Source organism: Terracoccus luteus (genome assembly GCF_003635045.1).
Taxonomy (GTDB): domain Bacteria; phylum Actinomycetota; class Actinomycetes; order Actinomycetales; family Dermatophilaceae; genus Terracoccus; species Terracoccus luteus.
The window spans coordinates 123,593-137,721 of the sequence record NZ_RBXT01000001.1 but is presented as its reverse complement, the minus strand read 5'-3'; the positions used below and the strand labels follow the sequence as shown (position 1 = coordinate 137,721).

Sequence of the window (14,129 nt, the reverse complement as noted above, 5' to 3'; positions counted from 1 at the left end):
TCAGCCCTCCCTGATGGCGGAACGGGGGTCGAGCAGGGCGAGCGCGACGTCGACGGCGGTGTTGACGACGAGGACCCCCACGCCGTAGACGAGGACGATGCCCTGCACGAGCGGGTAGTCCTTCTGCAGGATCGAGCTGACGATCGTGCTGCCGAGGCCCGGCCAGGCGAAGACGTTCTCGACGAGCACCGTGCCGGCGACGAGCGAGCTGAGCAGCAGGCCGCCGAGGGTGATCGTCGCGGTCAGCGCGTTCGGCAGCGCGTGGCGCAGGTAGACCCGCGACGCGGGCAGCCGCTTGGCGCGGGCGGTGCGGATGTAGTCGGCCTGCAGGATCGCGACCATGTCGACGCGCATGATGCGGGCGAGCGCGGCGGCCGGGCCGATCGACAGCGACAGCACGGGCAGCACGTACGACGCCGGCGTCGAGCGGCCGGCGACGGGCAGCAGCCCGAGCGAGACGCCGAAGATCCACACGAGGCCGACGCCGAGGAGGAACTCGGGGATCGACCCGAGCACCACGCTCGTGCCCGAGAAGCCGAGCTCGGCCCGTCGGGCGCGACCGCCGCGGGTGAGGATGCCCATGAGCAGACCGATGGGCACCGAGAGCAGCAGGGCCACCCCGAAGGCGAGCACCGCGAGCACGAGGGTGGGCGGGAGGCGTTGCGCGACCACGTCGGTCACCGGCAGGGAGCTCGTCAGCGACACCCCGAGGTCACCGGTGAACAGGCCCTTGAAGAAACGCAGGTACTGCGCGAACAGCGGGTCGTCGAGCCCCAGCTGGGCCCGTCGGGCGGCGACGAGCTCGGCCGGCGCGGTCGGCCCGAGGGCCGAGCGCACGGGGTCGCCCGGGATGAGGTGGATCATGAGGAACGAGGCCGTGACGAGCACCCACAGCGAGACGAGCAGCCGCCCGGACCGCCGCAGCGCGAAGCGGACCCACGGGTGCTCGAGGCCCCCGGCCAGCGAGGCGAACCGCCCCGCCGGCCGGTGGGCCCCGCCGGAGCCGGCGGCCCCGCCGACGCTCCTCGTCCCCACCGTCACGGTCAGCCCGCCAGCATGCGGATGCTCGTCGGCGCGACCGCCGAGGAGCCGGACGTGAACTGCGCCTTCTGGCCGAAGGTCTTGGCGGGCTGGTTCGCGAAGGGCACCACGTCGGCATCCGTCACGAGGACCGTCTCAGCCTTGAGCCAGGTGGCGCAGCCCTCCTTGCCGGGCAGCTTGGCGGCGGCGGTGACGGCCTCGGTGTAGGCGGGGTTGTCGATGTGGGCGAAGTTGTTGCCGTTCGGCGCGGCCGGGCCCGAGAGGAAGGGTACGAGCTGGTCGGGGCTGCTGACGTTGAGCGGCAGCCACGCGACGTCCCAGTCACCGCTGGAGAACATCGTCTGCAGCAGCGCCGTCTGGTCCTGCGCCTTGAGGGTGACGTTCGCACCCAGCTGCTTCCACACGCCGGCGGCCAGCTCGGCGGCCGCCGCGCCGCTCGCGCCCGCCGCGCTCTGGTAGACGAACGTGGCCGCGAGCGGCTTGCCGTCCTTGGCCCGGATGCCGTCGGAGCCGGCGGTCCAGCCGGCGGCGTCGAGCGCCTGCTTGGCCGCGTCGAGGCCACCCTTCGGCAGCGCGGGGGTGACCGAGTCGCCCGGGCAGGCCAGCGGCGGGACGACCGAGAACGTCGTCGGCGCGGCGCCCTGCTTGGCGGTGAACACCTCGCGCACCTGGGCGAGGTCGAGGGCCTGGGTCAGGGCCTTCCGCACGTCCTTGTCGGCACCCGGGCGACCGCTCGTGTGGTTGAACCACATCTGGCCGACGAGCGCGTCGAGCTGCGAGCTGAACAGCTTGGCCCCCTCGAGCCGGGTGGCGTCCTGGCCCGTGATGGTGGCGGCGTTGAGGCCGCCCGACAGCAGCAGGTTCGCGGCCGTCGTCTGGTTCGGCACCACCTTGACGGTCACCGTCTGCGGCATCCCCTTCTCGGCGGTCGTGGCGCCGTTCGGCCCCCACGTGTAGCCCTGGCGCTTCGTGTACGTGAAGTGGTCGCTCGGCACGACCTCGGTGAGCTGGTAGGGCCCCGTGCCGGCGGTCTGCTTCTCGAGCCCCTTGCGGTTCGCGAGGCCGCTCTTGCACACCATCGGCGCGACCGCGAGGCCCTCGAGCACGAAGGGCGCGGGCGCCGCGAGGGTGACGGTGAGGGTCGAGCCGCTCGCGGCGGCCTTGGCCCCCGAGGGGACGAAGACGCCGATGAAGGCGCTCTTGTTGGCCGGGTCGCCCATGAAGTTGATGTTCGCCGCGGCGTCGGCGGCGGTGAACGCGGACCCGTCGGAGCACGTGATGCCGCTCCCGATGGTCATCGTGACCTTCGTGCCGTCGACCTTCCAGTCGGTCGCCAGGCCCTTGACGATGGTGCCGTCGGACGCGCTCGAGACGAGCGAGTCGTAGGCGAAGCCGCTGAGCTGCAGCAGGATCGAGCTCGCCGACATCTGCGGGTCGAGGCTGCCGGGGTCGGCGCTGGTGGCCATCGTGAAGGTGGCGCCGTCGACGAGGTCGGCCGGGGCGCCGCCCGTGCCCCCCGCCCCGGTCCCGCCGTCGCCGCCCCCACCACCGCAGGCGGCGAGCGCGATGGCCATGAGGGCGGCTCCACTGGCGGTGGCGAGGTGTCTCATCGCGGTCCTTGTCTGCTGGTCGGGTGCTGGTCGTCCGGGCGGCGGATGCCGGTCGGTGCGGTTCTCGGTACGCGTGCCGTGCCGTGCGAATGGGGTCGCGGCGGGTGTCGCCAGCCTGCGCGAGCCGGGCGCCCGGGTGTTCGTCGGATGGGACGAGATCGGGCGCCCCTCGTGGTGCGGGTCGACAGCGCCGACGTCGTGGCCGACGGGGCCGGGTCGACCGGTCGCCCGGTCGCCCGGTCGCCCGATGGCCCGATGGCCCGATGGCCCGATGGCCCGGTCGGTCAGTCGGTCACTCGGTCAGGCGCGGCATCGCCCGCCCGATGTGCAGCCAGCGGGCCGGGCCGTCGGCCTCGCGGCCGACGAAGGCGTGCGGGATGTGCAGGCCCTGCACCGGCTCGAGCGGCACGAGCACGTCGGGCCCGAGCGGCACGAGCTCGATGCGCTGGGCCTCGCTGCTCGGGTCGGGGGTGGCGCCCTGCGGCTGCAGCTCGGACCACACCCGCCCGTCGTCGTCCTGGCTGACGACGACGTGCAGCACCCGGTTGCCGTAGGTGCCGACGTACGGCGAGGCGTCACCGACGGGCTCCGGGCTCTCGGGCGGCGTCGGCAGCGGGGTCAGCTCGACGCCGGCGAGCTCACGCAGCACGTCGCCGACGAGGTCGTGGAAGACGTCGTAGGGCTGGCCGCCGTTCGTCAGCAGCGTCACCGCGAGCCGGCGCCCGGGCACGACGCGCAGGAAGGACGCCTGCCCGACGGTGTTGCCGTCGTGGCCGACCATCGGCTCGGCGGCGTTCTCGAACAGCTCCCAGCCGAGGCCCCACGACGTGCCCATGACGCGTAGGTCGGGCAGGGAGACCTGGGCCTCCTGCATGGCCGTGACGGATGCCGGTGAGAGCACCTGGGTGCCGTCGGGGGCCTGGCCGTCGTCGAGGTGCATCCGCGCGAAGGCGAGCAGGTCGGCCGCGCTCATCGCCAGGTGGGCACCGGCCGGGCCGTTGGAGTGGGCCAGGGCCCAGAACGGCGCGGGCTCCTGGCCCCCGCCCTCCTTGTCGACGTGACCCATCGCGACGCGGAAGCGGATGGCCTCGTACGGCCCGGCCGCGGCGTGGGTCAGGCCGAGCGGGGTGAAGAGTCGCTCGGCGAGCACCTCGTCGTACGGCTTCTCGCGCAGCACCTCGACGAGCCGTCCGAGCACGCAGTAGCCGGCGTTGTTGTAGGAGAACAGCGCTCCGGGCTCGAACAGCTGCGGCACGTCGTCGAAGGTGGCGACGAGCTTCTCGATCGCGTCGTCGCCGCGGCCGGTGTCGGTGAAGATGTCGCCCTCGAACCCGGCGGTGTGCGAGAGCAGCTGCCGCACGGTCATGGCCGCCGCGGCCTCGTCGTCGGCGAGCCGCAGCCCCGGCAGGTAGGTGCGCACCGGCGCGTCGAGGTCGACGAGCCCCTCGTCGACGAGCTGCAGCACGAGGGTGGCGGTCCAGACCTTGGTGATCGAGCCGATCTGGAAGACCGAGTCGTCGGTCGCCTCGACGCCGGTGCCGAGGTTGAGCACCCCGGCCGAGGTCGTGAAGACCTCGTCGCCGAGCAGGATGCCGAGTGCGGCGGCGGGCACGTCGTGCCGCTCGAGAAGCTCGGGCAGCACACGCGCCGCGCGGGCGCCGACGGCACTGAGGTCGGTCTGCAGGTCTGTCATGACGAGCGAACCTAGGCGGGGGGCTCGCGGCGTGGTTCGTCGTCGGTGACGAAACCCACCGGCATCCCTCATGCGACCCGACCACCCGCGGGAGTCAGCCCTGTGGAGGGTTCTCGTCACCCTCGCGACGAGAACCCTCCACGGGGGTCACACAGCATCAGCGGTGCCCGGCGCGCAGCACGAGCTCGAGCTCGAACCGCGCCTGCGGGTCGTCGAGGTCGTCGCCGAGGAGCTCGCGCAGCTGGGCCACCCGGTAGCCGACCGTCTGAGAGTGCACGAACAGCTCGTCGGCGATGGGAGCCCGCTGCCCCTGGTGCCGCAGCCACGCCAGCAGCGTCTCCGCGAGGCGGGCGCGCACCGCGGGCCGCAGCGACTCGAACGGGGCGAGCCGGCGACGCGCGAGGTCGGCCGTCGCGAGGGGCTCGGCGTGCACGACGAGGTCGGCGAGGTGCTCGTCGACCCACAGCGGGCCGTCGGTGCGGGCGCCCGACTGCGCCCCGGCGGCATCCTCGGCGTCCTTCGACGACGTGGCGGCGGGCGAGGGCTTCGACGCGCCCTGCGGCCCGGCCACCTCGGGCGAGGGCAGGGTCGCCGAGGATGCCGTCGTGGCCAGCCCGTGGGCGGAGGCCGAGGTCGCGAGCTGCAGCGACTCGGCGGCCTCGACCCACGGGCGGGCGGGCCCGACGATGGCGTGCCGCCCGCGCAGCGCCCGGTGCAGCAGGGCCCGGTCGCGGCTCGTGGCGAGGGGGGCGACGACGACGACGTCGGTTCCGCGCTCGGCCACGAGCACGTCGGGGCCGAGGGCGGCGCGCAGGCCCTCGACGTGCGGGAAGGGGACGATCGCCACGGCGACCGTCTCCGGCAGCACCCAGCCGATGCCCGCCGCCGACCGCGCGACCGCCGCCTCGGTGGCGTCGCCGCGCAGCAGCGTCTCGAGCAGCTCGCCGCGCAGGCGCTGCTGCTCGCCGGCCCGCTCCGACTGCTCGTGCGCGTAGCCCTGGGCGCTCGCCGCCGACAGCTCGTCGATGTAGGCGAAGAGCGACTCCCCGAGCGAGAGCAGCACCTCCGGCGGCATCCGGGAGACGTCGACGGTGCGGGAGATGGCCCGGAAGACGACGCGGGCGCCGTAGCGGTAGGCCGCCAGCAGCGACTCGAGGCTGCGGCCCGAGCGCACCTCGCCCCGACCGAGCCCCTCGTAGACCCACTTGCCGTCGTCGGACAGGGCCGGCAGGCGGGTCCCTGGCAGGTCGAGGAAACGGCCCAGGGCGATGCTCACGCCGCGGCGAACCCCCTCGCCGAAGCGGCCCTCCATCGGCATCGCGTACACCGGGACGTCACGCGGGATACCCTCGATGATGGCCTCGACGATGTCGCCGACCCGGGGCCGGATGAGGTCGCTGACTTCGGTCGGTAGAGACAACCACGGGGGGTCGGACGTGGTCTGCGCCACACTGTCCTCCTGGAATCTGTCTCGCGGCGACAAGTTCTTGACCGAAAGCGTACGCGCGCGGGCAGGACTTCGGGGGCCCTCCCGGGGGAGACTGGGGTCATGCCTCAGATCCGTGCCCTGCGACGCGTCGCCTCGCTGCTGACGACGCCGCTCTCGCCGGAGGACTTCCTGGGTCTGGTCAACCCCCTCAGCTCGACCCGCCAGCTGCGCGGCGTCGTCACGCGGGTGACCCGTGAGACCCCCGAGTCGACCACCATCCACTTCCGCCCGGGCAAGGGCTGGAACGCCCACGAGGCCGGCCAGTGGGCCCGCATCGGGGTCGAGATCGACGGCGTGCGGCAGTGGCGCAGCTACTCCCTGTCGGCCGCCGCCGGGCACGACCCGGCCATCACGGTCACCGCGATCGGGGTCGTCTCGACGGCGCTGGCGCGCCACACCACGGTCGGCGACGTCCTCTTCCTCGACACCCCGCAGGGCGACTTCACCCTCCCCGAGCACCCGCGGCCGCTGCTCATGCTCACGGCCGGCAGCGGGCTCACCCCCGTCATGTCGATGATCCGCACGCTCGTGCCGCGTCGGCCCGACGCCGATGTCGTGCTGGTCCACTCGGCCCGCACCCGCGAGGACGCCCTCTTCCACGACGAGCTGCTCGAGCTGGCCGACCAGTTCCCCGGCCTCGTCGTCAAGCACTGGTACACCCGCGAGGGCGCGGCGCCCGCCGGGGCCGGCGAGGCCCACGGCCGCCGCCTCGACCTCGAGACCACCACCGACCTCGAGTCGCTGTGCCCCGACTGGCGCGACCGCGCTGCCTACGCCTGCGGCCCCGCCGACTTCCTCGACGCCGCCACCGCGCTCTGGGAGCGCGACGGCGCCGACGACGAGCACGCCGGCCTCACCATCGAACGCTTCGCCCCCGTCCTGCTCCCGGGAACCGGAGGCGAGGGCGGGCTCGTTACCTTCGAGAAGTCGGACAAGGAGTTCGACGCCCCCGGAGACGTGACGCTGCTCGACGCCGGCGAGGAGTGCGGCGTCGTCATGCCGAGCGGATGCCGCATGGGCATCTGTCGCAGCTGCCTCACCCCGCTCGTCGCCGGCAAGGTGCGCGACCTGCGCACCGGCGAGGTGCACGGCGAGGAGGGCGACCTCATCCAGACCTGTATCAACGCCGCCGCCGGACCCGTCCACCTGGACATCTAGGAAGGGAACCCCCAATGACCACACTGGTGAACGCACCCGTCAACACGCCCCCGCTCGCACCCTCGGGTACGCCGGGCGCCCGGGCCGCTGCGCCCGTGCCCGCCCCGGGCGCCCCGGCATCCGCCGGTCGCCGCAAGCCCGTGCTGGCCGCCTCGGGTGGCCCCGCCAACCGTCCTGCTGCCGCCGCGCACCTCAGCGACGCCCAGGTCGAGCAGCTCGGGCGCGAGCTCGACGCCCTGCGTGACAAGGTCATCGCGAGCCGGGGGGCCAAGGACGCCGCGTACATCCGCCGCGTCATCAAGGTGCAGCGCGGGCTCGAGCTCGCCGGCCGCGCCACCCTGCTCGTGTCGAAGAAGAAGGGCGCCTTCGTCGCCGGCACCGCGATGCTCTCGGTCGCGAAGGTCCTCGAGAACATGGAGATCGGCCACAACGTCCTGCACGGCCAGTGGGACTGGATGCGTGACCCCGACATCCACTCGACGACGTGGGAGTGGGACTTCGTCTCGCCCGCCGCGTCGTGGAAGCACACCCACAACGACCTGCACCACACGTGGACGAACGTGCTGGGCAAGGACAAGGACGTGGGCTACTCCATCCTGCGCATGGACGCCTCCGAGCCGTGGCACCCCGCCAACCTCGGCAACCCCGTCTACAACGCGATCCTCGCGCCGTTCTTCGAGTGGGGCATCGCCATCTACGACCTCGAGCTCGAGGCGTACAAGGACGGCGAGAAGAGCAAGGCCGAGCTCGTGCGTGACCTCAAGGCCACCGGCCGCAAGGTCGTGCGCCAGTTCACGAAGGACTACGCCGCCACCCCCGCCGCCGCCATGGTCTTCGGCTCGGGCAAGCAGGCGCTCATCGGCACCTTCACCGCCAACGCGATCCGCAACGTCTGGGCCCACTCGGTCATCTTCTGCGGCCACTTCCCCGACGGTGTCGACACCTTCACCGAGGACGAGATCGAGGGCGAGACCCGCGGCGACTGGTACATCCGCCAGATGCTCGGCTCGGCCAACATCTCCGGCAGCAAGCTCATGCACCTCATGACCGGCAACCTCAGCCACCAGATCGAGCACCACTGCTTCCCCGACCTGCCCAGCAACCGGTACGCCGAGGTGGCCGTCGCGCTGCGTGAGATCTGCGACCGCTACGGCCTGCCGTACACGACCGGCCCGCTGCCCAAGCAGGTCGGCTCGGCCTGGGCCAAGGTCTTCCGCCTCGCCCTGCCGCCGAAGAAGGCCGCCACCGCCTGACCCTCCCGGCGGGGTACCGCCTCCCGGCGGAGAATCCGTCGAAAGGCCAAATAGCTACTGCCGAAAGGCCACTGGATGCCGGTGGGCTAGTTCGCGTACGCGGGCCGGCTCACCGGCATCCGGCGTTCTCGGCGGCCGGTTGGCCTTTCGGTGACCTCTAATTGGCCTTTCGACGGGGGGTGTCTGGGTGGAGAGGGCGACCCGTCAGGGGTGGAGGGTCGTGCGGGTGACGCGCTCGGTGGCGCGGTCGGCCGCGACCTCGTGCACCGGCCCCGTGAGGGTGACGGTCACCTCGGTCTCGCGGTCGGCGCACGACGGACCCACCCAGAGGCGCAGGTCGCCGGGCTCGACGACGCGCCGGCCACGTCGGTCGGTGAAGGCGAGCCGCGCCGCGGGCACGACGAGCTCGACCGTGCGCGACTCCCCCGGCTCGAGGTGCAGCCGGCGGTAGCCGAGCAGCTGGGCCACCGGGCGGGTGACGCTGGCGACGACGTCACGGCCGTAGAGCTGCACGACGTCGGTGCCGGCCCGCTCGCCGGTGTTGGTGACCCGCACCCGCGCCACGACCGGGCCGGACGTGGCGGCGGCGTCGACGACGAGGTCGGTACGACTGAAGGTCGTGTACGACAGCCCGTGCCCGAAGGGCAGGGCCGGGGTGGTGTCGAGGCTGCTCACGTCGCTCGGCCCACCCAGCGGTGGGTGCAGGTACGTGTACGGCTGCGCACCGGCCGAGCGCGGCACGCTCACCGGCATCCGACCCGACGGGTTGACCCGGCCGCTCAGCACGCCGGCGACGGCGGCGCCGCCCTCCTCGCCGGGGAAGAACGCCTGCACGACGGCAGCGCAGCGGGCCAGGGCCCAGTCGAGCGCGTACGGGCGGCCGCTCAGCACGACGAGCACGACGGGCCGGCCCTGCTCGAGGAGCCGCTCGACGAGGGCCCGCTGGACCCCCGGCAGCTCGAGGTCGTCGCGGTCGCAGCCCTCGCCGACGGTCCCGCGACCGAAGAGCGCGGCGTGGTCGCCGACGACGGCGACGACGACGTCGGCGGAGGCAGCCACGCGGGCCGCCTCGTCGAACCCGCTCGTGTCGTCGTCGTCGACCGCGCATCCGAGGGCGAGGTCGGGCGCCGCACCCAGCTCGGTGGTGAGCGCCTCGAGCACGGTCGGCACCCGGATGCCGTCGGGCACCCCCGGGTGCTGGGGCAGCACGTGGTTGACGAAGGAGTAGCACCCCATGAGGGCGGCCACGCGGTGCGCGTTGGGTCCGACGACGGCGACGCGGCGGCCACGGGCAAGAGGCAGAGTGCCGTCGTTGGACAGGAGCACGACCGACTCCTCTGCGAGCTGCGCAGCGAGAGAACGGTGTTCGTCGGGGTCGAGGTCGACGGCGGTCGGCGGCTCGTCGTCGAAGGTCGCGTCGAGCAGGCCGAGGTCGGCCTTCTGTGTCAGGGCCCGCACGACGGCCCGGTCGACGAGGCGCTCGTCGACGTCGCCCCGCCGCACCGCCGTCTCCAGCGGTCGGAGATAGGCGTCACCGGTGGGCAGCTCGACGTCGACGCCCGCGGCGAGCGCGAGCCCGGCCGCCTCGCCGAGGTCGGCGGCCACCCCGTGCAGCAGGTGCAGGAAGGCGACGCCGAAGTAGTCGGCGACGACGGTGCCGGTGAACCCCCAGCGGTCACGCAGCACCCCGGTGAGCAGCTCGGGGTCGGACGCCACCGGCACGCCGTCGATCTCGACGTAGGCGTGCATGACGGAGCGGGCACCGCCGTCGAGCAGGGCCATTTCGAAGGGCACGAGCAGCACGTCCTCGAGCTCGCGCCGTCCGGCCTCGACGACGCCGAAGTTGCGGCCCGAGCGCGAGGCCGAGTAGCCGACGAAGTGCTTGAGGGTGGCGTGCACCCCGGCCCCCTGCAGGCCGCGCACGTAGGCGGTGCCGACGGTGCCGACGACGTACGGGTCCTCGGAGATGCACTCGTCGACCCGTCCCCAGCGTGGGTCGCGCACGACGTCGAGCACCGGTGCCAGCCCCTGGTGCACGCCGAGGGCCCGCATCGACGAGCCGATGGCCGCCCCCATCCGCTCGACGAGGTCGGGGTCGAAGCTCGCCCCCCAGGCGAGGGGGGTCGGGTAGGTCGTCGCGGTCCACGCGGCGAGCCCGGTGAGGCACTCCTCGTGCACGAGCGCGGGGATGCCGAGGCGGGTCTCGCGCACGAGGCGCCGCTGCCGCTCCCAGAGCCAGCGCGCCCGCTCGGCCGGCTCGACCGGCCGGGTCCCGTAGACCCGCGTGAGGTGGCCGAGCCCGTGGGCCGTGGCCGCGTCGAGGCCCTGCGCCTGCTCGAAGTCGCCCTGCAGGGGCGCCACCGCCTCGCCGTCCTCCTTCTCCCAGAACCCGACGAGCTGAGCGAGCTTCTCCGGCAGGGTCATCCGGGCCGCGAGCGCGACGGCACGCTCGTGCGACGAGGGGGCCGTCCCGGCATCCGCGCTGGTCGGTGTCGGTGCGGTGGGCGTGGTCGTCGTGGTCGACGAGGGCGGGGTCACTGCAGGGTCCCTTCAGAGGGTCGGGCAGAGGGTCGGGAGGAGCGAGGGTGCGAGGCGGCGGCAGGCGGCGTGACCGGGCGGGTCATCCCTTGACCGCGCCCTGCAGCCCGCCCACGATGCGCTTCTGCATGGCGAGGAAGAAGACGAGCGCCGGCACCATGGCCAGCGTCGTGAAGGCGAAGACGCCGGCGGTGTCGGAGGCGTACTGCGACGAGAAGTCGGCCACCCCGAGGGGCAGGGTCTTCGTCTTCTCCTGCAGCAGCAGCAGCGGCAGCAGGTAGGCGTTCCACGAGCCGACGAACGCGAGCACGCCGACGGTGACCATCCCCGGCCCGGAGAGCGGGACGAGCACCCGCCAGAAGAAGCCGACGCGGGTGGCGCCGTCGAGCAGGGCCGCCTCCTCGAGCTCGTCGGGGATCGCCTGCAGGAACGGCCTGAGGATGACGACGGTCATCGGCAGCGCGAAGGCCGCCTGCGGCAGCGCCACCCCCCACCACGTGTTGCCGAGATGCAGGTCGCGGGTGACCAGGATGAACAGCGGGATGATCGCGACGGTGACCGGGAAGAGCAGCCCCATGACGAAGACGAGGAAGAGCTGCTCGCGGCCCTTGAAGCGGTAGCGCGCCAGCGGGTAGGCGGCCATCATGCCGAGCACGACGACGAGGGCCGTCGTGAGCAGGGCGATGACCGTCGAGTTGAGGGCGTAGCGCCAGAACGCGGGGTTGGTCAGCACCCCGGTGTAGTTGCTCATGACCCACGGGTTCGGAAGTGCCGCAGGCGACTCCGCGAGCTGGGCGTTGGTGCGGAAGCCACCCAGCACGCCGTAGACCACCGGTCCGAGGGTGACGGCCACGACGACGAGCGCGAGCGCGTAGACGAGCGGCGTGCCGCCCCCCGAGCGTCGCCGGCGTGACGCCGTGCGCGTGCCTCTGGTGTCGGATGCCGGTCGGCCCGGTGGGCGGGTCGGTGCGCCCCGGCGTTCGGTCGTGGCGGTCATCGCCGGCCCCCGTCGGTGTCGAGGTCGCGCCGCAGCACGAACCGCTGGTAGGTGAGGGCGAGGACGAGGGCGACGACGAAGAGCACGACCGAGGCGGCCGCGGCCACCCCGTAGTTCTGCCGCTTCGTGCCCTCGTTGACGAGGAAGGTGGCCATCGTCGTCGTCGAGTTGGCCGGTCCGCCGCCGGTGAGGATCCACACCATGTCGAAGAGCTGCAACGAGCCGATCATCGACAGGAAGGCCCAGGTGCGCAGCGTCGGCCCGAGCAGAGGCAGGGTGATGCGCCGCTGGATCTGGCCCCACGAGGCCCCGTCGATCTCGGCCGCCTCGAAGAGCTCGTCGGGCACGCCCTGCAGGCCGGCGAGGAAGAGGATGACGGCGAGGCCGAGGTACTTCCACGTCAGCACGACGAGGACGGTGAGCAGGGCCCGGTCGGGGGTGCCGAGCCAGCCCTCGGCCGGGCCGTCGAGACCGACGGCGGCGAGGAGGGTGTCGACGACGCCGTACTGCGGCTGCAGCAGCTGGAACCAGACGACGCCGGTGATGACCTCGCTGAGCACGTAGGGCACGAAGACGACCGTGCGCAGCAGTCCCTGCCCCCACATTTTGCGGTTGAGCAGCAGCGCGATGGCGATGCCGAGCGGCAGCTGGATGGCGATGGAGGCCACGACGATGACGAGGTTGTGCACGAGGGCGCCGGTGAAGACCTCGTTCTGCAGCACGTTCCCGTAGTTGCGCAGCCCGACGAAGTCGGTGAGGGGCCCGAAGCCCTTCCACCGGTAGACCGAGAACTGCAGGGCCTTCGCGATCGGCCAGACGACGAAGAGCGCGAAGAGCACGAGGGCGGGCCCGGTGAAGAGCAGCACCTCGAGGCGCTGACGACCCCTCGAGCCGACGCGCGGGTCGACGCTGCGGGCTCCGCGGTCCCGGCGGCCTCGTGCGCCGCGACCGGTGCCGGTGGCATCGCGGCCCGTCCGGCTCTCGCCGGGACCGGTGCCCGGCCGTGACGTCCCACGGCCGGGCACCTCGACGTCCGTCGTCACGGCGTCACTTGCTCTCGTCGGCGGCCGCCTGCGTCTTGTCGACGATCTGCTGCGGGGTGGCCTTGCCGGCGAACATCAGGGCGATCTCGTCGTTCATAGCGCCGCCGACGGCGGCCCCGAAGGCGGTGTCGAAGTAGAGCTGCACGTAGGGGGCCTCGTCGCGCACCTTGAGGAGGCCGGCCAGGGCCGGGTCGCCGACCGACGACGCGGCGGCCGGGTTGGTCGGCAGCCCCATGCTCTTCTCGGCGAAGCCCTTCTGCACCTGGTCCGAGAGGAGGTACTTCGCGAACTCGACGGCCACCTCGGGCGCGTCCTGGGAGACGCCCCAGGCGTCGCCGCCACCGAGCTGGGCCTTGGGGTCGCCCGCCCCGCCGTCGACCGCGGGGAAGGGGAACCAGCCGGTGTTCTCGCCGAGGCCCTTGCCGTCGGCGGTGAGGCCCTGCATGACGCCGGGCTCCCAGTGACCCTGCAGCTCCATGGCGACCTTGCCGGTGGCGAGCAGGCCGGAGGCGCTGGTCGGGCCGGTCTGCGCTGGCGTCGAGAGGAAGCCGGCGTTGAAGGGCTTGGCCGCGACGAGGCGCTGCACGTCGTCGCCGGCCTTGACGAAGCACGGGTCCGAGAACTTCAGGCTCTTGACGGCATCCGTCAGCGTCTGCTGCGCGCACTCGCGCGCCGAGAAGTAGTACCAGTAGTGCGCGGCCGGCCACTTGTCGCCGGCGCCGACCGAGACGGGCGCGATACCGGCGGCCTTGAGCTTGTCGACGGCGGCGTAGAACTCGTCCCACGTCGTCGGCGCGGCGGTGATGCCTGCCTTCTCGAAGAGGGCCTTGTTGTACCAGAAGCCGACGACGCCGACCGAGAACGGCAGGGCGTAGGTCTTGCCGTCGACCTGCCAGCCGGCGACGGAGCCGCCGAGCGTGCCGATGACGTCGCCTGCCGAGGCGCTGAGGTCCTTGGTCAGGCCCGCCTCGACGTGGTCGGCCAGCTCGCCGCCGCCGCGCTCCATGTAGACGTCGGGGGCGTCGCCGCTCTGGAAGGCGGCGTCGAGCTTGGTCAGCATGTCCTCGTGCTGCATGGCGCTGACCTGCACGGTCGTCCCGGGGTGGCTCTTCTCGAAGTCCTTGGCCACCTGGTCGTAGTAGGTCTTGCCCTCACCGGTGTTCGAGTTGTGCCACCAGGTGATGGTCTGGGCGCCTCCGTCGCCGCCTGACGCGCCGGGGGCGTCGGTGCCGCCGGACCCGCAGGCGGCCAGCAGGCTGAGACCGAGACCGACGGCGGTCAGCCGCAGCACGGGGGTGCGATTCATG

10 protein-coding genes are annotated in these 14,129 nt (G+C 72.8%); 2 read left to right on the top strand and 8 right to left on the bottom strand.

Going from position 1 to position 14,129, the window contains the following annotated elements; genetic code table 11:
* The 4 genes from DFJ68_RS00650 to DFJ68_RS00635 form a co-directional block, all read right to left on the bottom strand.
* On the bottom strand, positions 1 to 1,035 hold the full coding sequence (locus tag DFJ68_RS00650; RefSeq protein ID WP_211333238.1) for an ABC transporter permease: 1,035 nt from the start codon (positions 1,033 to 1,035) through the stop codon (positions 1 to 3).
* A gap of 8 nt (positions 1,036 to 1,043) precedes the next feature.
* Positions 1,044 to 2,651, bottom strand: coding sequence for an ABC transporter substrate-binding protein (locus tag DFJ68_RS00645; protein ID WP_121030171.1), 1,608 nt, complete (start codon positions 2,649 to 2,651; stop codon positions 1,044 to 1,046).
* A gap of 292 nt (positions 2,652 to 2,943) precedes the next feature.
* Positions 2,944 to 4,344: a serine hydrolase domain-containing protein gene (locus tag DFJ68_RS00640; RefSeq protein ID WP_121030169.1), complete on the bottom strand. Its 1,401-nt coding sequence runs from the start codon at positions 4,342 to 4,344 to the stop codon at positions 2,944 to 2,946.
* Positions 4,345 to 4,501: 157 nt separating this feature from the next.
* A complete protein-coding gene (locus tag DFJ68_RS00635) occupies positions 4,502 to 5,764 on the bottom strand; it encodes a PucR family transcriptional regulator (protein ID WP_245963365.1) in 1,263 nt (420 codons plus the stop codon).
* Positions 5,765 to 5,893: 129 nt separating this feature from the next.
* Between DFJ68_RS00635 and DFJ68_RS00630 the strand changes: the two genes are divergently transcribed.
* Together DFJ68_RS00630 and DFJ68_RS00625 are read left to right on the top strand one after the other, a co-directional pair.
* Complete coding sequence (locus DFJ68_RS00630) at positions 5,894 to 6,991, top strand: ferredoxin reductase (RefSeq protein WP_121030167.1); 1,098 nt, start codon at positions 5,894 to 5,896, stop codon at positions 6,989 to 6,991.
* Between the two features lie 14 nt (positions 6,992 to 7,005).
* Positions 7,006 to 8,244 carry a fatty acid desaturase family protein gene (locus DFJ68_RS00625; protein WP_121030165.1) on the top strand — a complete coding sequence of 413 codons (1,239 nt, stop codon included), beginning with the start codon at positions 7,006 to 7,008 and terminating at the stop codon, positions 8,242 to 8,244.
* A 204-nt stretch (positions 8,245 to 8,448) separates the two neighbouring features.
* Here DFJ68_RS00625 and DFJ68_RS00620 read toward each other — a convergent pair whose 3' ends face one another.
* From DFJ68_RS00620 to DFJ68_RS00605, 4 genes are all read right to left on the bottom strand, one after another.
* Positions 8,449 to 10,782 (bottom strand): beta-xylosidase/alpha-l-arabinosidase, encoded by a 2,334-nt coding sequence (locus tag DFJ68_RS00620; protein ID WP_476718230.1) that lies wholly within the window; start codon positions 10,780 to 10,782, stop codon positions 8,449 to 8,451.
* Between the two features lie 82 nt (positions 10,783 to 10,864).
* Positions 10,865 to 11,779, bottom strand: a complete 915-nt coding sequence (locus DFJ68_RS00615; protein ID WP_121030163.1) for a carbohydrate ABC transporter permease — start codon at positions 11,777 to 11,779, stop codon at positions 10,865 to 10,867.
* Complete coding sequence (locus DFJ68_RS00610; protein ID WP_121034938.1) at positions 11,776 to 12,804, bottom strand: carbohydrate ABC transporter permease; 1,029 nt, start codon at positions 12,802 to 12,804, stop codon at positions 11,776 to 11,778. The genes DFJ68_RS00615 and DFJ68_RS00610 overlap by 4 nt, the downstream gene beginning before the upstream one ends.
* A gap of 22 nt (positions 12,805 to 12,826) precedes the next feature.
* A complete protein-coding gene (locus DFJ68_RS00605; protein ID WP_121030161.1) occupies positions 12,827 to 14,128 on the bottom strand; it encodes an ABC transporter substrate-binding protein in 1,302 nt (433 codons plus the stop codon).
* Position 14,129 lies beyond the last annotated feature (1 nt).